This is a genomic window from Levilactobacillus sp., from assembly GCF_022646225.1.
In the GTDB taxonomy this organism is placed as follows: Bacteria; Bacillota; Bacilli; order Lactobacillales; family Lactobacillaceae; genus Levilactobacillus; species Levilactobacillus suantsaiihabitans.
In genome coordinates this window covers 73,163-92,508 of record NZ_JALCJA010000003.1, presented here as the reverse complement: position 1 = coordinate 92,508, position 19,346 = coordinate 73,163, and the positions used below count along the sequence as shown (strand labels likewise).

9 protein-coding genes are annotated in these 19,346 nt (G+C 52.6%); 7 read left to right on the top strand and 2 right to left on the bottom strand.

Annotation, left to right across the window (positions count from 1 at the left end; genetic code table 11):
- Window positions 1–15: 15 nt before the first annotated feature.
- On the bottom strand, window positions 16–786 hold the full coding sequence (locus LKH74_RS05350; protein ID WP_135367330.1) for a C40 family peptidase: 771 nt from the start codon (window positions 784–786) through the stop codon (window positions 16–18).
- A 526-nt stretch (window positions 787–1,312) separates the two neighbouring features.
- Between LKH74_RS05350 and LKH74_RS05345 the strand changes: the two genes are divergently transcribed.
- Complete coding sequence (locus LKH74_RS05345; RefSeq protein WP_125576384.1) at window positions 1,313–2,023, top strand: MIP/aquaporin family protein; 711 nt, start codon at window positions 1,313–1,315, stop codon at window positions 2,021–2,023.
- A gap of 793 nt (window positions 2,024–2,816) precedes the next feature.
- On the opposite strand, the gene LKH74_RS05340 is transcribed toward LKH74_RS05345, so the two are convergent.
- Window positions 2,817–3,527: a TatD family hydrolase gene (locus tag LKH74_RS05340; RefSeq protein ID WP_135367331.1), complete on the bottom strand. Its 711-nt coding sequence runs from the start codon at window positions 3,525–3,527 to the stop codon at window positions 2,817–2,819.
- 388 nt (window positions 3,528–3,915) lie between these two features.
- Between LKH74_RS05340 and LKH74_RS05335 the strand changes: the two genes are divergently transcribed.
- From LKH74_RS05335 to LKH74_RS05310, 6 genes are all read left to right on the top strand, one after another.
- Window positions 3,916–6,114, top strand: a complete 2,199-nt coding sequence (locus tag LKH74_RS05335; RefSeq protein WP_287788530.1) for a MucBP domain-containing protein — start codon at window positions 3,916–3,918, stop codon at window positions 6,112–6,114.
- A 361-nt stretch (window positions 6,115–6,475) separates the two neighbouring features.
- Window positions 6,476–9,172, top strand: coding sequence for a MucBP domain-containing protein (locus LKH74_RS05330; protein WP_287788528.1), 2,697 nt, complete (start codon window positions 6,476–6,478; stop codon window positions 9,170–9,172).
- Between the two features lie 144 nt (window positions 9,173–9,316).
- Window positions 9,317–11,860 (top strand): MucBP domain-containing protein, encoded by a 2,544-nt coding sequence (locus tag LKH74_RS05325; RefSeq protein ID WP_287788526.1) that lies wholly within the window; start codon window positions 9,317–9,319, stop codon window positions 11,858–11,860.
- Window positions 11,861–12,166: 306 nt separating this feature from the next.
- The gene (locus tag LKH74_RS05320) at window positions 12,167–14,515 is read left to right on the top strand and encodes a MucBP domain-containing protein (protein WP_287788525.1); all 2,349 of its coding nucleotides are present in this window, start codon (window positions 12,167–12,169) and stop codon (window positions 14,513–14,515) included.
- A 206-nt stretch (window positions 14,516–14,721) separates the two neighbouring features.
- Window positions 14,722–16,911, top strand: coding sequence for a MucBP domain-containing protein (locus LKH74_RS05315; RefSeq protein WP_287788524.1), 2,190 nt, complete (start codon window positions 14,722–14,724; stop codon window positions 16,909–16,911).
- A 186-nt stretch (window positions 16,912–17,097) separates the two neighbouring features.
- Window positions 17,098–19,272, top strand: coding sequence for a MucBP domain-containing protein (locus LKH74_RS05310; RefSeq protein ID WP_287788523.1), 2,175 nt, complete (start codon window positions 17,098–17,100; stop codon window positions 19,270–19,272).
- Window positions 19,273–19,346: the final 74 nt, after the last annotated feature.

The window sequence follows — 19,346 nt, the reverse complement described above, 5'->3', positions numbered from 1 at the left end:
CCTTAGTCGTTTGATTTAGCTTAATGTCGCGGGCCGAGAGTAGCCGACTGTGTGCCACCAGGAGACGTTGGTGGCTTCGTTGATGACCCCGCGGAGTTGGGCGTCGATCATCTTGTGGTTGCCCTTGTAGATCCCCACGTGGGTGATATTGTTCTTGCTGGTCCCGAAGAAAATCAGGTCGCCGGCTTTGGCGTTAGCCGCGCTGACGTGGGTGTAGGAATCGTACTGGGCCTGTGCCGTCCGCGGCAGCGTTTGCCCCAAGGCCTTGTTGAAGACGTACTTGGTAAAGCCGGAACAGTCAAATGAGCTGGGACCGTTGGCGCCGTACACGTAAGGCTTGCCTAGTTGCGCCTTGGCCACGCTATAGAGATCGCTGTACGACCCGGTGCCAGTCGTTGCGGTGCTGGTGTGGGCGTAGTTTTTCTTTTGTAAATACCCGTGCCAGATCCAACCAGAAGCCGTTTTCCGGCCGTTAGTCACGTAGTAGTATAAATACTTCACGCCGTTTTTCTTGATGATGTAGCGCTTCTTGGTGGCGTGCCAGGTGGTGTTGGGGTAGTTTTTCAGGTAGTGGGTCTTCTTGCCAAACGTCATGTTGCTGGCCGTGCCGCCCAAGTTGTAGGTCCAACCGGTCGCACTCTTGCGCGTGTAGGCGGTGTCGGTCATGTTGCTGGTGCTGACAATGGTGTTGGTGGCGTTGGCCTGAGCGGTGGTGCCTTGGCTCAGTACGGGTACTAGCGCGGCGGCAAAGGCCACGGCGAAACTAATCTTTTGTAATGTCTTCATGTTGGTCTCCATCCCTCATATGTAAATTGTTTAATTGCTGCTTTCCACAATTACTAAGATAACCGTTGGGGGTTACAGAACCATTACGACAGAAAATCATTGCGATTACCGTTCTGTGGGCGGCCGTAATATTACAAGGGTTGGATGGATTGGGCCGGGAAAGGACCTTTGTTGGGAGAGGATTGGGCGCGTTTCGCAGCGTCGCGACTGCTTGCTGGCGGCCCAGCCCAGTAAATGGTCAGGCGGCCAACCCCGCACCGTGTCGCCACAGACGGGGACTAGTTGTCATGGTGGCGCCACCGTCAAAGCGCTGTTGGCTGACCACACGGCCGCGGGTCCCGCTGAGTTCTCGTCGGCCAGAGGTTAGTTTCCATAACAAACTTTGACAGAATCACCCCCAAATTCTCATATTAAAATCATAATCTGTAACCGTTATCATTTCTGTATCTACAATCATTACAGAATGTGATAGACTATGACTAGCTCTTATTTAATCCATTACATATTTAAGAGGACGGTGTTTTACATGAGTGGTTTTATCGGTGAATTTTTTGGAACTCTGATTCTGATTCTACTAGGGGTCGGGACCATGGCGAGTGTTAACTTGAACAAAGCGTATGCCAAAGGGGCCAACTGGACCTACGTCTGCGTGGCCTGGGGGATGGCGGTCACGATGGGCGTTTACGTGGCCGGCCTGTTGGGCTCGCAAGGCCATTTGAACCCGGCTGTGACGATTGGGTTCGCGGTGTTCGGCTACTTCCCATGGGCTGACGTCGTTCCCTATTTGCTGGGCCAATTCTTAGGCGCCTTCGTTGGGGCAGCGCTGGTTGTTATCCATTATTATCCCCATTTTCAAGCGTCACCTGACGAAGCCAACGGCAATCACGTGGGCATCTTCGCCACGAAGCCAGCCGTTAAGAATCCGGTCTTTAATTTCCTCTCTGAAACGATTGCCACTTGGGCCTTCGTCTTCATTCTCCTGAACCTGGGCAACTTTACGGCCGGGTTGAAGCCGTTTATCGTCGGCATGGTCATCATGGTCGTCGGTATGGGCCTGGGGTCGACTACGGGATTCGCCTTGAACCCGGCGCGTGACTGGGGTCCGCGGTTGGCGTACACCATCTTGCCGATTCCCCACAAGGGCGGCGCGGAATGGAACTACGCTTGGGTCCCAATGGTCGGGCCGCTGGTTGGGGGCATCTTAGCTGCCGGCCTGCAATTCTGGATTACCTACTAATTTTAAAAGCTTAATGGATGGATGAAGAGCTAAAAACCGCGGGTGCTGAAACTTAGCACACGCGGTTTTCATTAGCTTCTAAAGGTTGAAAGACGGAAATCAGCTGGAACTACTGTTAGCATGCGATTCATGGCGACAAAAATAGTCGTTTTCAACCTCACAATGCAAACTGGCCGCCTACCGTTCGCCAAATATGGGTTGGAGCGCTGGGGACGGGGTAATCTGTCCGACGCCTCGCTTTGAGCTGTAGCCCACGTCTCAAAATGGCCTCATAGTCGAAACGTGCGCCAACAGGCAACTGGTTCCGCTTAACACTGCTAGGCAAATAATCCAAGACCGGGATTATCCGCCTAGCACCGTTAATGCTCGCCAGTTAACCGCCTGTTGTCACACTCTCTTCAAGCGGCTGAACCCATATTTGGCGAACTCCCGGCTACGGTAGTGCGTGTTAGTAACAGTTGCCTTAACCCTAGATGTAACTTCATTGACGACTAGTCTTTCATTAACACAGTGTTACTGATAATCGCTACCTTGCCGGAGGCAGCCAGGGTGGAGCCAGCTGTGTCGGCGGTGTTGGCTGAGGTTTTTTCTCAGCCTACAGCGCGGGACGACTTGAGAGACTGGCCGTTTTTGCCAGGCTTTCAAGCGAGGCGGAAGACCGCTCCTCAGGCTGGAGCCGTTCCCCAGAGCAGGCGGAACCCTGGCTGACGCAGGCGCCTGGTTTCACCAATTTTAGGTGTCAGAACACTGTCGTTGCAGCAATCAGCGCGTTAATTTCACTTTCAACCTTCAGTTAGCTTAAAAAGCGTTGTAAGTTCTGGTAAACCTGCGCCTCCAAATCAACCGGGGCCAGGCCGCGGAGGTTGGCGACGATGCGGAGGCTTTGTTTCAGGATCGCCGGGTAGTCGGTCACCTGCACGGGGCGGTGTTGGGCCCACGCCACGGCGGACAGGCCGTCGGTTTCAATCAGTAGGCGGTTCAACGGAATCGTTTTCGCCAGTTGGGTGACCGCGGGATCGGTCAAAACGTCCGGGCCAATCGTGAAGTAACAGTCCAAGCGAATATAATCGGCTTGATATTCCGGCGAGGCGTACCAGTGGACCAGGTAACGGTTGGGGTATTTGCGAATGGCCGTCAGTACCGCGCGCTCGCAGCCCTTGGTGTGCAGGATCACTGGCTTGCGGTGGTCGTGAGCAAAGTGGAGCTGGGCTTCAAACAAGCGTGCCTGTTCCAACAGGTTGACGTCGGTCCAAACACTGTCCATGCCAATCTCGCCAATCAGCTGGGTCGCCTCCAAATAGGGCGTGACCTCGGCCCAGTGCAGCGTAGTGGCCGCCCAGGGGTGAATGCCAAAGCTCAGGGGCTGGTGATCGCCCACCAGGCTGCGGTTGGTCTCCCATTCGGTCGGGGACTGACAATTGATGACGGCCAAAATGTGCTCGTCGCGCTGTAGGGCCGCCAGTTCAGCGCTACCATCCAAATGACAATGGGCATCACATAACATTAACTCGCCTCCTTGGGATCACCGCTAGTGTAGCATGGTTGGCTCGGCTGTCCTAGTGAACCGCTGAGTTGGCGGGGAGAACTTACTAAGTGGTCCTGGCGTTAAAGGTAACAATTTTGGCGGTTTGTAAGGTCACTTATTTAAGTAAAGATTATCCAGTCTGGGGAGTCTGGTTAAAATATTTCCGAGGCTAAATATGATTTTTTGTCTAATTAAATATAACTTAATTAATAGAAGTGCCAATTTAGTACACTATCTTATTAGTTGCGTACAATCATAATTGGTAGTTAAACTAGTTATGCTGTATACTTACTATAACGAGTCAATAGTCATCAGATGACCATAGTTGTGACACCCTAAGCGTAATCCCGACGAAGGAGGAAATATCGTGTTCAATTTAACTGATGAGAAACGGCATTATAAGATGTATAAAAAAGGGAAACAGTGGCTGTTCGCGGGAATCGTGACGGCGACGCTGGCGTGCGGGGGTGTGGTGACGGCATCTGCGGCGACGGAAACGCCGGACGGTACGCCGACGTCGACCGAGAACATGGATGGTAGTGAGCCAGAAGAGACCGTTACGCTGCACAACGCAGCCCCGACGACGAACGAAGCGGCGATTACGCCAACTGCCGAAGCCGCGGACGAAGTGACGGAGGAATCGGCTGAGTCCGTTGAAAAGCCGGTTGTGCCCGTCACTGAGTCGGCTGATGAGGACCAGCCAGAACCAGCAGCTGCCCCAGACGAGCTGGATGAAGCGGAGGAAGTGGAAGCGCCGGCAACTAGCCACCCCAAGCCGACGTCCCCGAAAGCACCAGCGCCAGACCAAAAAGAAGCGGTCGACCCAGTTGAAAAACGGGTGGCACCAGCACCTAAAATCGCTGCCCCAGCCGCAATGACGGCCAATTTGGCAGCGGTTTCTGCGGCGTCGGTCGTCGACAATTTTATCGATCAGTGGTTGCCGAACCAAACGTTACAAAATGAAGTGTTGCGGCAGCTACAGGGGCTGAGTACACAGGCCGCCAACGGTCGTCATTGGGACAGCGTGGCGGACATTACCCAAGACGACCTGGCGTTGATCACCTCGCTGTCAATCTCCGGTGGGGGCAACTTCCCCGACACCTACATTGATGGCACGACGTCGTTTTCACTGAAGGGGCTGGAGCACGCCGTTAACCTGAAGTCCATTCATTTCTCAGCGTCACAAAATACGTCGACCATGGTCTTCGGTGACATCACGGATATTAGCCCGTTGGCAGGACTGAAGCAGCTAGAGTACGTGGATCTGTCGGGAAACCGCATCAGCGACATCACGCCGTTGGCTGGCCTGACGAACATCAAGGAACTCTACCTGGCTTATAACCAAATTACCGACTTCTCCGTGCTGGCGGGGCGGCAATTCGACCGACTCACCACGGATTGGCAGTACATCATCTTGCCCCCGATTCGGGTGAATAGCCGGACCCGAACGGCCGATATTTCGCAATTGTACGTGGACCGTGACGGCCAGGTGGTTACCTGGAGTTCGGGAAATAGCTTTACGATGCCGTACCGGGTCGTTGGTAATGGGCAGAGCGTTAAGAAACTGTTTTACCGGGGAATGAATGGAGCGCCCAAGAAAAATGCTGATGGCAGTCTGACGTTTACCGGTATTTACGATCAAGAGCCCGGGCCGACGACGACCAGCTCGAGCTATACGGTTTACCCCCAGAAAAACAAGTATTTCTTGATTGGCCAAATTAGTGAAAATAGTGGCAAACACGTTTTGGCCGCAATCTTCCAGCCTTATGAAATCGCCGACGAAGCCGCAACCGTGACCGTCCATTATCAAGATGAGGCGGGGAAGGCCTTGCGCGATGACGAGGTGCTGCCGATGGGACTGGTGGGCGATAGCTACGAAACGCAGGCTAGAGAAATCGCGGGTTACCAGCTGAAGACGGTGCCGGAAAACGCCACGGGCCTTTACGGGGTGGACCCTATCGATGTGGTCTACGTTTACGAAAGAACGGCGCCAGTTCAGCCGCCGGTCGTGACCCCCGTCGCGGAGATTAAGGTGACGGTCCATTACCAATTGGCGGATGGCACGCCGGTTGCGGGCGACACCAGCTTCACGGGGAAGGCCGGCGAAGCGTATACGACGACGCCACTGGACTTGAGTGACCAGGGCTTAGAACTGATTGGCACCCCAGCGAACGCGAGTGGTACGCTGGGCGAGGCGGACATTGCGGTGGTCTACGTTTACCAAGCCAAGGCTACTCCGGATGAAGAAGGGGCGTCAGGCGATGAACTGGCCGATGATGCTGTGGATATGACCGGCGATAACACGGTCAATGAGGCTGGTATGGGGGCCGACATCGCTATCGACCGCCCACAGGAAGAATCTGAACCACAAGTCACGCCGGTTGCCCAATCGGCCCGGACTCAGGTCCAACCGGCTGCTAAACAACTGGCGCAGAAACAGAATCAAGCGGTTCAAGCAACACTCCCGCAGACCGACGAAGCTCAACTCTCGGCTAAAGTGGGCTGGTTAGCGCTGGCAACGCTGGTGGCCGGTCTGGGTGTCGGTTGGCTGCGAAAATGGCATTAAAATTTCAAAAAGACTCGCTTGGTTGAAAAACTAAGCGAGTCTTTTTCTACATACTTTTAAAACTGTAACATAAAAGATTTTGAGAATATTTCAGCGGAATATGTGAAATGGTTAAAACGTCTTACTAGCGATAGATACTGGTATAACGGGAATGAAATCACGAACTAATTAGGGGTATCTGTTAATTGAATTAACACAAAGATGGCCAATCCGTTTTATATGTTGACTGGATTTTTCTGACAAAAGACACTATAATGAAACTTGTAAAGGGCATACATCGTTGGGGATGAGAAATGCCCGAATAAACTCGTAATTATGCGGAATTAAGACGTCAATAACATGTTTTAGAGGGGTGTTATTTATGTTTAATGAGATGAATACGAAAGAGCATTATAAGATGTACAAGAAAGGGAAGGCCTGGGTCTTCGCGGGTATCGTGACCGCCACCTTGGCCTTGGGCGTCGCTGGGGGACCCACGGCACATGCGGATACCACGGGTGCCGCGGAATCTGACCAGGAGAGCGAGTCCGGTCAGAGCGCTACGCCAGCCAAGACGGCGACCTTGTCGTCGACGACCAAACAAGCGTCTACGGAAAATGAGACGGAAAATCCGTCAACAGATGACGCCACTACTAGTGAGACCACAACCACGGGCGAACAGGATCAAACGCCAGCGGCTGCCAAGACAGATACTGCCGAAGCACCGACTGCCAAAACCACGACTGAGACGCCGGCTAAGCCAGAAACGCCAGTGAAATCAGCGACACCAGCGCCAACGTCTAAGACGCCAACGCCTACCAAAGATGTAACCGCCACCATCACGAAACCGGTCACGAAGATCACCACGGCTGTGACACCAAATATGCGGATCAAGGCACCAACGCGCACGAAGATGATGCACACCGCTCGGGCCATGGCGCCAGCTGCGCCAACCACCCCAGCACCAACGGCAACGGCAGCAGTTACCGCCGCAACGCCGGTAACTGAAGCAGATGAGTCGATTGATCAGTGGATGCCGGATAAAAATCTTCAACAAGTGGTGTTACACCGTCTCGAAAGAGATTATGACATTTCCTCTGTTGATCAAATTACAAAACAGATGCTATCTACCTTGGTTAGTTTTTATTCCGATTTGCACTATGAGCAAGCAAATGAGGACTATCATAATGCGGTTTTAGGCATCCGCTCTTTGCAAGGATTAGAATATGCGACTAACTTGCAAGATTTGAGTATCAATCCAGACCTTGATGCATCCTTAAGCTGGAATGGCAGATTTGTTTATGGGAGCATTTCTGACATCAGTGCTTTAGCGAATCTTAAAAAACTGACCGATGTGAATCTTCAGATGAATAGCCTATCTGACATCTCAGCTTTAAAGAACCTGAAGTTACATTCGGTTTCTTTAAGTTACAATCAACTTTATGATATTTCAGCACTGCAAAATTCGATTGACACACTCGCGTCTTATAGTCCTATGTCATATCAAGTAATTAAGTTTCCACAGGTGGTGTTAAATTCAGATACTTACACTTTGCCATCATTTGTCGTGACCAATGCTCAAGGGCAAAATGTACCAATTGCGCCTGAAGTGACCTCACAGAATTTTGGGCTTGCCAGTGATGGTGTGGGTACAAATCTTGATTCACAGACAGTCACTTGGAAGTTGAATGCTAGTCAGGGCTATCTGTTTATGAACTGGCACGATTCTCTCTTTGGACTGGGAGGATATCCATTTGAGGGAGAAATAGTGGTTCCCTATAGAATAGATGATACGGTTGGTAACGTAAACGTCACTTTCAAGAATGAGAATGGACTATCTTTAGCACCACAGGTAACGTTAGCTGGAACTCTTGGTGACTCATTTGACTTGAATCAGTCCGCTAATGTCATGGCGTATGTCCAACAGATTATGCAAAAGGGTTACTCGTTTATTGGAACTGAAAATAATGCACCAATCACGGGGACTTATACTAAGGACCCTACCAATATCACACTTCTCTTTGGCGTAAAGTCAATCGATACGACGTTTAACTTCTTAGATGAAAATGGTAATAAGATTGCAGATTCTCAAACGATGAAGGGCGACTATGGTCAGGATTGGCAAGTCGCAGTTCCTGGGTTAACGGGTTATACGTTTACCAAGGCGGAAAAAGACGGAGAGGAATTAGCGGTAACCGATGGACAACTATCGGGGACTCTGGCGACTGACTCTACAATCAACCTAATTTATGCAGCTAACGATGAGACGGCTACCGTTCACTATGTCTATGCAGATGGCAGTGAAGCGGCTCCTAGCAAGCAAGTAACTGGCAAGTATGGGGATTCAATTAATTTCCCCGAGTCACCGGCTATTGGTGGTTACACGGCTAGCGATTTAGCACCCGCTAAGTTTGGTGATGGAGACGAAGCCAACACCTTTACAGTTACTTACACCAAAGACAGCACCGTCACGCCGCCAACCAATCCAGAACAAACGATTACGGTCACGGTTCACTATCAAACGGCCGATGGCACGCAGGTCGCACCGGACGTGGTCATTACTGGGAAGACCGGGGATGCTTACACGACTAGTCCGGCGACGAACGTTTTGGATGGTTATGAACTGGTTTCCACGCCGGCCAATGCCACTGGGACTATGGGCGACAGCGACATCACGGTGACCTACCTATACACCAACACCGGTGACGGCGACCAGGTTAACCCTGAACCAGGGACCCCAACCACGCCGACGAAACCAACCAAGCCAACGACTGAACCGGATATGGTCACGCCAACTAAGCCAACGCCATCGGCTAAGCCACAACCCGTTACGGGCGGCCAAGCGGACACGGTTTCACCAGCCGGTAAACGGACGCCGGCCGCTCAAAATGGACAACAGGGTGCGGCCGCAACGGTTGCATTAGCCGCTACAGCTACGAAGCAACCAGCCACGCCGGCTACGGCTACCAAGACGACGTTGCCACAGACGGATGAACAATCAACTTCACCACTGTGGGGGCTAGCGTTGTTAGGCGGTTTGTTAGGACTCGTCGGTTTCAAACGGCGGAAGCGGAATTAAGAGCAGCGAACAATGCACCAGCTAGAAATGGTTGGCGCATTGTTTATCGCCCAATGTTAATAGTGTTGAAGGTTATTCGGAAATAAGTTTCATGGGCGAAGATAGTTGATCAATCATGCGGAATAAATTTAAGGAGTGAGATCAGTGTTTAAACAGTGCGGAAGTCAAGAACACTACAAGATGTACAAGAAGGGCAAGACCTGGGTCTTTGCCGCAATCGTCACGACCACGTTGGCTTTGGGCGTCGCCGGGGGGCAGACGGCCAAGGCGGACACAGCGCCAGCGACTGATAACCAAACGGCCGACACTAGCAGTCAAAGCGCAACGCCAGCCAAGGCGGTCACGCTGACGTCAGCTACGAAAAACGACACGGGGACCACAACGCCAGCTGATACTGGTGCAGATGCGGAGACGTCAGCGACTGAGAATAAGCCGCAATCAGATGCCACGACAACTAAGCCGGCAACGCAACCCAGCGCGCCAGCAACCAAGACAGCTGAGACCACGCCTGCGGAAACTACGACTACGGAAACCCCAACTACCACGACTCCAACCAAGGCGGAAGCGGCAACACCAGTGACGCCAACTACGCCCGCGGCGCCCGTTACCAAGGAAGCCGTAACCAGGGTGACCACGGCCGTAACGCCAGATATGCAGATCAAGGCGCCGACCCAGAAGAAGATGCGACACACGGCCCGGATGCTGGCACCGGTCGCACCTAAGGTAGCCACGGCCGCGGTAACGACGGCCGTAACGGCAACTTCACCGGTGACAACTGCTGACGAGTCAATCGACCAGTGGATGCCGAATAAAACGCTGCAACAGGCGGTGTTGGGCACTTTTCAAAAAGCGATTACTACTGGCAATCAGGCGGTCGTAGATTCCGGGAAGACCTGGAATAGCGTGGCCGATATTACCCAGGCGGATATGGGCCTGTTGACGTATTTTAGTATTCCAAGTATGGGATTGTCCACGTACATTGATGGGAAGAGTTCGTTTTCACTTGAAGGCTTGCAATATGCCGTTAACTTGCAGACCCTAAACGTTTCGAACAATATGAATTGGGCGCCGTACTCATTTCGTGGTGATGTCACTGACTTAACACCGTTGAAGGACTTACAGAATTTGAAGTCGTTAGAACTCACCGCTAATCGTGTTTCGGATATCACACCAGTGACGGGATTAAAGAACTTAAAGGAGCTTGCTTTTGCACAGAATAAGGTGTCGGACTTTTCGTCGTTGAATTTAGCGCAATATACGGATTGCCGATTTATCCAACAGTTCGTAGAAAAAAAGCTGGTTTACATCCCGAAGACCGGGAGCTACGTCATGGACAACCCAGTGAAGGCACCACAAGGAGTGACCTTCACAACCAGTACGGTTCTCAGACTGGGCGTCCCTTTGTCTGCCGTGGCGTCCACTGGCAATCCAACGCCCACTGTCCGTATTTTTTGGAACGGTGCTGATGCGGTGACACTGGATGGCAATCAGCTGAGTTTTAGCGGTATTAAGGACCAAATCATGCCTGGGGGGACTGAAAATCCGTTTGATTATCTCTACCCAAACTTGGTTCAAGAGGACTACTCCTATTTCTTAGTCACACTGTTTGACGCGACTGTTAAGGGTGTCGCGGATACGCAGGTGATGATGGTCATGCCGTACCTTAAAGCGGACGCGGCCAAAGATGTGACTGTCAATTACGTCGATGAGGCGGGCAAGGCCTTGGCGGATCCGGACGCATTGACGGGCTTCGTAGGTGAGTCATATGCCGCCACGCCTAAGGAGCTGCCGGGCTACGTCCTGACGACTACGCCGGCCAATGCCACGGGGACCTTCTCCGACACTGCTCAGACGGTCACCTTCGTTTACAAGGAAGCCACGTCTACGGTGACGGTTCACTATCAAGACGACCAGGGCAAGACGATCAAGCCTGATGACACGGTGACGGGCCAAATTGGCGAAGCGTACACGATTGATCACCCCGCCATTGCCGGTTACACCTACAAGGAAACGGTCGGAAACGCCACAGGGACTTACGAGGAGACACCAGCTGAGGTGACCTTCATTTACACCAAGGACGCCGTGACGCCGCCAGTCACGCCGACACAGACGATTACCGTGACGGTCCACCACCAAACGGCAGACGGCACGCAGGTGGCCCCAGACGTGATCATCACGGGAAAGGCTGGCGATACGTACACGACCAGTCCGGCCGCCAACATTCCAGCAGGCTATGAGCTGGTCACCACCCCGGCTAACGCCACCGGGACCATGGGCGACAGCGATATTGTTGTGACCTACCTCTACGCCAAGACTGAGACGGACGGGGATGGCGACCAAGTCGCTCCCGAACCGGATAAACCAACGACGCCAACGAAGCCGACGAAACCCGCGACCGAGCCGGATCAAGTGACGCCGGCCAAACCGGCAACACCCGCCCAGCAACAACCGGGCAAGGGCGGACAAGCAAATCGGGTTACAATCGGTCGTGCGCCAGTAGGTACAGCACAATCGGGAGCGACGCCGACGGTTAACTTAGCAACAGCCGCGCAAGCGACGCCCACAACGACAACTCAGACGACCTTGCCACAGACGGATGAACACGCAACTTCACCACTGTGGGGGCTAGCGGTTCTGGGGTCCTTGCTGGGACTGGTTGGCATCAAGGCAAGACGAAAGAACCATTAGACCATTCAAAGGAGCTGACGCTGATCGGCTCTTTTTTGTTACGGATTTTAACGATAGTAACTATGAAAAACAAATTGTTTCTCGAACTGTTTCACGGCATCATTTTATTTATGAATCGTATCATATCACCGCTTACATTTAATTTGCATGATAATTCAAAAAAATGATGTATGTCCTAAACAGTCATGGGGTGTGGACTTGATATTAGTTTGCTAATATAATGAACTCAAGTAATCAATCTCACAAATATCTATGGCGACTATCATCAGCGAATCATGCGGGTTCAATACTTAGGGAGTGAAGATGATGTTTAAGCAGTGCGATGCGTCGGAACATTATAAGATGTACAAGAAGGGGAAGGCGTGGGTCTTTGCGGGGATTCTCACGACCTTTTGCCTGGTTACGGTTGGCGGGACTGAAGTCGTTCATGCGGATACGCTTGGGGATGCGGCGCCAAGTAGTAGCCAGCCAGCAGCTAATGAAGTGAAACCTACTCAACAAGTGGTGCTAAAGTCCAGCGAAACGCCGACACCTGAAGTCAAGGATGCAGATCAAGGCATGGAAACGCCGGAACCGGCAGCACCAGAATCGGATACGCAACCAGCAGAGAATCAGAAATCAGAAACTCCCAATTCAGCAACGCCGGACACAGCCAATACTGAAACGCCAGCTAATAAGACACCGGATTCAGATGAACCGGCGGCACCCGATGCTGAGCAGCCTGCTGACCCGGCCGACAATGCGGATGATCAGGTAATTTCTGATCAGGCAGATGAGCAGAAGACTGGCAATGATCAAGTTAATGAGCTTCAAGGCAATGACCAAATGACACCACCGCAACGGATGAAGAAACTGCGGCTGGCGGCATCACCTACACCTCAGCCCGTCGTAGCGGTACCAGAGGACGAATCCGTGGCAGTCACGGCAGACCAGTCGATTGATGAGTGGATGCCGAATAAACGGCTACAGCAAGCGATTTTGAACACCTTACAGTCTACTAGCCTGGCCAATCCGATGGTGATTGCTTCAGGTAAGACTTGGTCCAGTGTCAATGACATTACGCAAGACGATATGGCCTTATTATCCCATTTCAGTATCCAAGAAAACATCATGTCCACGTACATCGATGGCAAGAACTCCTTTTCCCTCGAAGGGTTACAGTATGCCGTTAATCTGACTTACTTGGACTTGAAAGGTAATACGTTTATTGTTTGGGGCACGACTTTGGTCAATTATTCAGGGCCATCGCCTGATGGTGGTCATTACTTTGGCGATATTACAGATATTTCACCGTTGCGGTCGCTGACAAAGCTGGAGTTCTTACAACTAGCGCTGAACCGGATTACCGATGTGACGCCGATTGCTGACTTGAAAAATTTAGTCACACTGCAGATGCCATATAACTGTGTCTCTGATTTTTCTTCGTTAAATTATGCACAGTATACCGATAGGATGACATTTGACCACCAATTAATCATTCATGATCCAATTATCGTCGATGGCAAGACTCGGACAGCGACGACGCCGATTACGATTAAATGGCCGCAAAACTTCAACTCAGAGACGATGGCCAATAAAGGTTATGGCTGGATGTACGATACACAAACCGCTATTTATAGTTTCGAATCGGCCGGGGTGGGGACACCGGATGGTAATGGTCATGTGGTTTACACCGGCATTCCTGATCAGGTCATGCCAGGCTCTACAGCAACGGTTTTTAGTGGTTATAAGACCACGCAGTTGCCGTATAAATATTATCTATCACAAGTTTATTTTGACAAGGACAGCAATGGTGAAGAAGGCGTGCAATACTTCTCGGATTACACCCCTTATACTATCGGCGAAGAGGCTCAGCCGGTGACGGTTCACTATCAAGATACTGCAGGAAAGGCCATTTCGGATGATCTGGTATTGGCTGCCGGTCTAGTGGGAGAGCAATACACGACCACACCGCTAGCTATCACGGGATACACGTTGACCACGACACCGGCTAACGCGAGTGGTGTTTACGGCGATGAGCCGATTGACATCATTTATGTTTACACCAAGGACGCCGTGACGCCGCCAGTCACGCCGACGCAAACGATTACCGTGACGGTCCACCACCAAACGGCAGACGGCACGCAGGTGGCCCCAGACGTGATCATCACAGGAAAGGCTGGCGATACGTACACGACCAGTCCGGCCGTCAACATTCCGGCAGGCTACGAGCTGGTTACCACCCCGGCCAACGCTACCGGGACTATGAGCGACATCGATATTGTTGTGACCTACCTCTACGCCAAGACTGAAACGGACGGAGATGGCGACCAAGTCGCTCCCGAACCGGACAAACCAACGAAGCCGACGAAACCCACAACGCCTACGACCGAACCAGATCAGGTGACGCCAGCCAAACCGGCAACACCAGCCCAACAACAACCGGGCAAGGGCGGACAAGCAAATCGGGTTACAATCGGTCGTGCGCCAGTAGGTACAGCACAATCGGGAGCGACGCCGACGGTTAACTTATCAACAGCCGCGCAAGCGACGCCCACAACGACAACTCAGACGACCTTGCCACAGACGGATGAGCGCACCGTTTCACCGCTGTGGGGCCTGGCGCTACTCGGCGGATTATTAGGCTTAGTCGGTCTCCGCAGAAAACAACACTAATAGCATTAAAATGGGCTAGTCATCAAGTGGACTAGTCTATTTTTGTGCAATTAATTACTTAATGTTAATGGTTTAAACTATGCTGGCTTTTCACCCGATAATCGGTTATAATAGGACTTAGTTAGGGATTGCCAATAACACACTAATAGCCAATTTCGTAACACTAAGGTGCTGGCTGAGTGATCAGCAGAATGAGGAGGATTATTGTGCGACGGACAGTTGCGTCAAAACGACAGATGGAAATGATGAAGCGAGGACGGACCTGGGCGTTCGCCAGTCTGGTCACCGCGACGTTGGCGATGGGAGCGGGGCACGTGACGGCGCAGGCCGACGAAACCACCCCGGAAAACGCCCCGACCGCGGCGACGGGAACCGCTAGTCAGACAGATTCGGCAGTCACGTTGTCTGCAGGGACTCAGGAAACGACGACGGCAGTGGCGGATACGGATGAGACAACTAATTTGCCTGAAGATGAAAACGCTAACATAAATGATGTTGTAACGGATGCAGAAACGACTGCGGCGGCTGAACCAGCCGAACCAGCACAAGCGGCGGTGACGACTGACACTAAAGTAACGGACGTCACCGCAGTTGAAGACGCTGATTTGGCCACGCCTGAGGTAGAGACCCCGGTGCCCATCAGCGCGCCAGCCGACCAGCCAAGCGCTAAACCAGTCACTCAGACCGGGGCCGCACCGCAACTCAAGGCGGTGAAACTGGTGAAGGCCCAGGTGGCCAAACCGGCGACCGTGAAGTTGGCTCATCAGCAGAAGGCGACCACGATTGATGAGTGGATGCCCAACACCGTACTCCAACAGGCAGTGTTGAAGGCCTTGCGGACCCAGAATCCTAATCAAAGCTGGGCGAGCGCCGCCGACATTACGCAAGCGGACATGGCTCTGCTGAAGGCGCTCTCGATACAAACCGGCGCGGGCACCTATATTGATGGCAAGACGGACTTTAAGCTGGATGGACTGGAATTTGCCACGAACTTGACCAGCTTTTATGCTGGCGGCAACTTGGACGGTGAACCGGGGGCTTACTACGGGGATATCGCCGACGTAACACCGCTGGCCGGTTTGGAAAAGCTGACGACCTTGGATTTGCAACACAACCGTATTACGAATGTGGCGCCGCTAGCTGGCTTGAAGAATCTCCAGACGCTATATTTGGCATTTAACCGGATCCAGGATTTCTCCGTGCTGAAGGGAAACAGTTATCAAAAATTTCATGCGGGCTCCCAGGCAGTCGTCTTGGACCCGGTCAAGGTCAGTGCTACCAAACGTTCCGCGCACCTGAAGGTCCAATTTATCACGATCGACGGTAACGTCATTCAGCTGGAACCGGTGGCGGTGCGGGTTGCCGATCCCGTCTTTTTCAACAGTAGTGGCTTCACTTACCGTTTCTACTTCACTGGGGGCACTGGCGTGAGTGACGGTCAGGGTGGGTTGAACTATACGGCACTCAAGGACCAAATCCCGGGCATCACCGAATATCCCGGAGTGACGGTCGATGTGCAGGAAAACAATTATTTTATGACCGGGAAGGCTGAGGGCAACGACTCGTATGGTAGCTATATGTTCGTGGCCATGCAGGGGTATGACATTACCGAAGAGGCTGCGGCGGTCACGGTCAAGCATCAGGATGAAAGTGGCAAAACGCTGGCCGCCGACGTGGTTCTGCCAACGGGCATGATTGGCGAGGACTACCAGACGTCGCCAGTGACCATCAGCGGGTACAAGTTGAAAACCACGCCGGATAACGCCACTGGGAAATATGGCACGGATCCCATCACGGTGATTTACGTGTATGAAAAAGATGGTGGGGGGACCGTGACGCCACCTGTGGTCACGCCGACCGAAGATGTGACGATGACGATTTACTACCAGCTGGCCGATGGAACCGACCTGGCGCCAAGCCAAACGGTTAGTGGTCAGCCCGGAACGGCGTATACCACGAGCCCGCTGGCGATTGACGGTTACACGCTGGTCGCGACGCCGGCCAATGCCACGGGCGTCTTTGGCGACAGTGATGGCCGCATCGTATACGTTTACGAAAAGACGGACGACGAGACGACTGGAGGCGACGGCGACCAAGTGATCGACGGTGGCGATGGGGATGAAATCACTGATGGTGGAGATGACGTGACAACGGATGGCCCTACCGGCTCGGTGACAACGGCCGATGGTGGCGCCGGTGATACCGTGAGTGGCCGGCCCATCCAGACGGGTCAGGGCACAACCACCAGTCCCGCCGCGACGCCAGTGAAGACCAACGCACCAGCGACGACCTTGCCGCAGACTGACGAACGCCAGACATCAGCTTGGTGGGGCGTGGCCTTGCTGGCAGTGACCGCGGTCGGCGGCTGGTTTGGTAAGCGCCGGCGGACGAAGTAATTGTGAACGATATGGGGCAGGGCAAGGGTCCTGTCCTTTTTTGTGTGGTTAGCATAAATATAATTATAGTTATAAATAATTAATGTTATAGTAGTTTTATAAAGAAGCTTGTTGTATACTAAAAAGTGATGAAGCGATTAGAAATTCATCGATACTAAGCTAGTTCATATCAGGGGGGATTGGATTTTGCACGTCCAACGACAACGTTATCGAAAATATTTTGAAGCTAATACGGATAAATACGGGGTTATCGTACTAATATCGCTGGTGAGCCTGGGGTGGCAACTGAAAACGGCAATCCCAGCCGCGGCGGACCAGACACCGGTGCCTGCCGGTCAGCAACAACCGGCAGTGACAGTGGAAAAGGCAAGCGACGAACCGGCCGGGGATGACGACGGGGATGATGCGGCAGATGGGGGCGCAATCAATGCAACTGAGGCGCTTGATGGGACTACTGTGACCACCAAGAAAGCAACAAGCGCTGTGACCCCGGATAACACAGTCGATGCAGTGGCGATTGCGCGAACGGTGGCTCAGGCGACTTTGCCCAAGAGCCAGGGACCAGTGCCAACTAGCCGACAAACTACGCGCATGACTGCTGTGCCGACGGCCGCGGAGCCAGTCGGTGCCGACACCGTTGCGGATACCACGGGTGAACCAGCGTCCACAGCGCCGGCCCCCTATCAATTTCCGGTGGCGAGCTATACGCATGAAACAATTGATCAGTGGATGCCGAACCGGATCCTGCAGCACGCCGTTTGGTTAGCGCTACGGGATACGTCCCAAACAGATGGGAAGACCTGGGCCACCCAGCAGGAAATTACCCAGCAGGATATGCGGCGGCTACAGCGTTTGTACGTCACGGGAAATGCCGAGTCGCATGGTATTAGTAGTTACATCGATGGCAAAACGGAATTTTCACTCAAAGGGTTGGCTTACGCCGTGAATCTTGAAAAATTATCGTTGGGTGGTGGACACATTCAAAATGAACCGTTCCAAGTGTACGGTGACGTGGTCGACATTTCGCCGCTGGCCTATCTACCTAAGCTAGAATATGCGGCCTTAGATAACAACCGAATTGCCGATATTTCACCACTGCGGCATCTGCAGCAGTTGGACCGGTTATATTTAACGTTTAATCATATCGCTGACTTTAGTCCGTTGGAGGGACATGAATTTCGTCAACTGACAGTGACTAGGCAACTGGTGACGTTGCCTACGATTGCGGTAGATGCCCAGACGCGAAGGGCACAAATGGCGTCACCTTACATACAGCCGAATGGTCCCTGGGCAGTGGCGGGATTGGGAACGACGCCTGCAAATTATCTGCGACAAAATATTTCATTTCAACTGACCGAGACGGGGCATCTTTGGAATTTCGTTGAGTACCACACCATGCCAGGTACTGATATCGATATGGGTGAGACTGATGATGATTGGGGCACCCTGTATTTTAAGAATATTCCTGATCAGTTGCCAGGTGATTATGGCGGTCTAGAGGATAATCAGGCTCATCATCAAATTGCCTTACCTGATTATTATTACCTGATGGGGGAGGCTTATCCGGATACGGATGAGTTTAAGACGACCGACGGGGATATCGAGTGGTACGTGGTTCAGCCCTACACCATTATCCAGAAAGCTGGGGCAGTCACGGTCCATTATCAGGATCAGACGGGACAAACGCTGGCGCCAGACCGAACGTTGCCACAGGGAAATGTCGGGGACGCTTATGATACCAGTCAGTTGGTTGCGGCCATTAAGGGATACACGCTGACGACGCCACCGGATAATGCGGCAGGAAAGTACACTGCCAACCCCATCTCGGTGACCTATGTTTATCGGAAAAATCCAGTGAAACCGGATGCGACGCGGCCACCAGTTCCTGGGGTGACACCGCCCGTAGAAGTGATACCACCAACTTCAGTGGTACCACCGACGGAACCAATCTTTCCAGGATCGCCAGTGCCGGTGACGCCGCCAACGGCGACAGGGCCGACTGATGTGAACCAGCCGCCAGTCACGGTGGCGCCCACGTCTGAGATGCCGTCGGCCGGTACGGAGAGTGCGGTGACGCCAACGATGCCAGTCACGCATGCCGAGATTGGGGACCTGCTGACGAAGACGCCACAACGGCCAAGAAGAAAAGCAATTCCGGGTCACGGAACAGCCTTGCAACAAGCGGCCACGTACCATAAAGCAGGGGGACATCGAAAATTGACGTCACGGCAACCAACCTTACCACAGACCGATGAGCGACGGGTCTGGGCTTGGTGGGGGATGGCTTTACTGCTGATAACGGTGGTTAACGGTTGGCTAGGTAAGCGGCGGTGGATGAGATTACTGAAAAAGCAAAAATAGTAAGTTGGACAGGGCTAAGGTTCTGTCCTTTTTGCATTTTATAATTATTTAATTACCATGATAAATAATTAATA

What these genes read in the sequence shown, in the direction of transcription:
- LKH74_RS05350 (WP_135367330.1), bottom strand. Translation starts at nt 786, where the DNA reads ATGAAGACATTACAAAAGATTAGTTTCGCCGTGGCCTTTGCCGCCGCG.
- LKH74_RS05345 (WP_125576384.1), top strand. Translation starts at nt 1,313, where the DNA reads ATGAGTGGTTTTATCGGTGAATTTTTTGGAACTCTGATTCTGATTCTA.
- LKH74_RS05340 (WP_135367331.1), bottom strand. Translation starts at nt 3,527, where the DNA reads ATGTTATGTGATGCCCATTGTCATTTGGATGGTAGCGCTGAACTGGCG.
- LKH74_RS05330 (WP_287788528.1), top strand. Translation starts at nt 6,476, where the DNA reads ATGTTTAATGAGATGAATACGAAAGAGCATTATAAGATGTACAAGAAA.
- LKH74_RS05320 (WP_287788525.1), top strand. Translation starts at nt 12,167, where the DNA reads ATGTTTAAGCAGTGCGATGCGTCGGAACATTATAAGATGTACAAGAAG.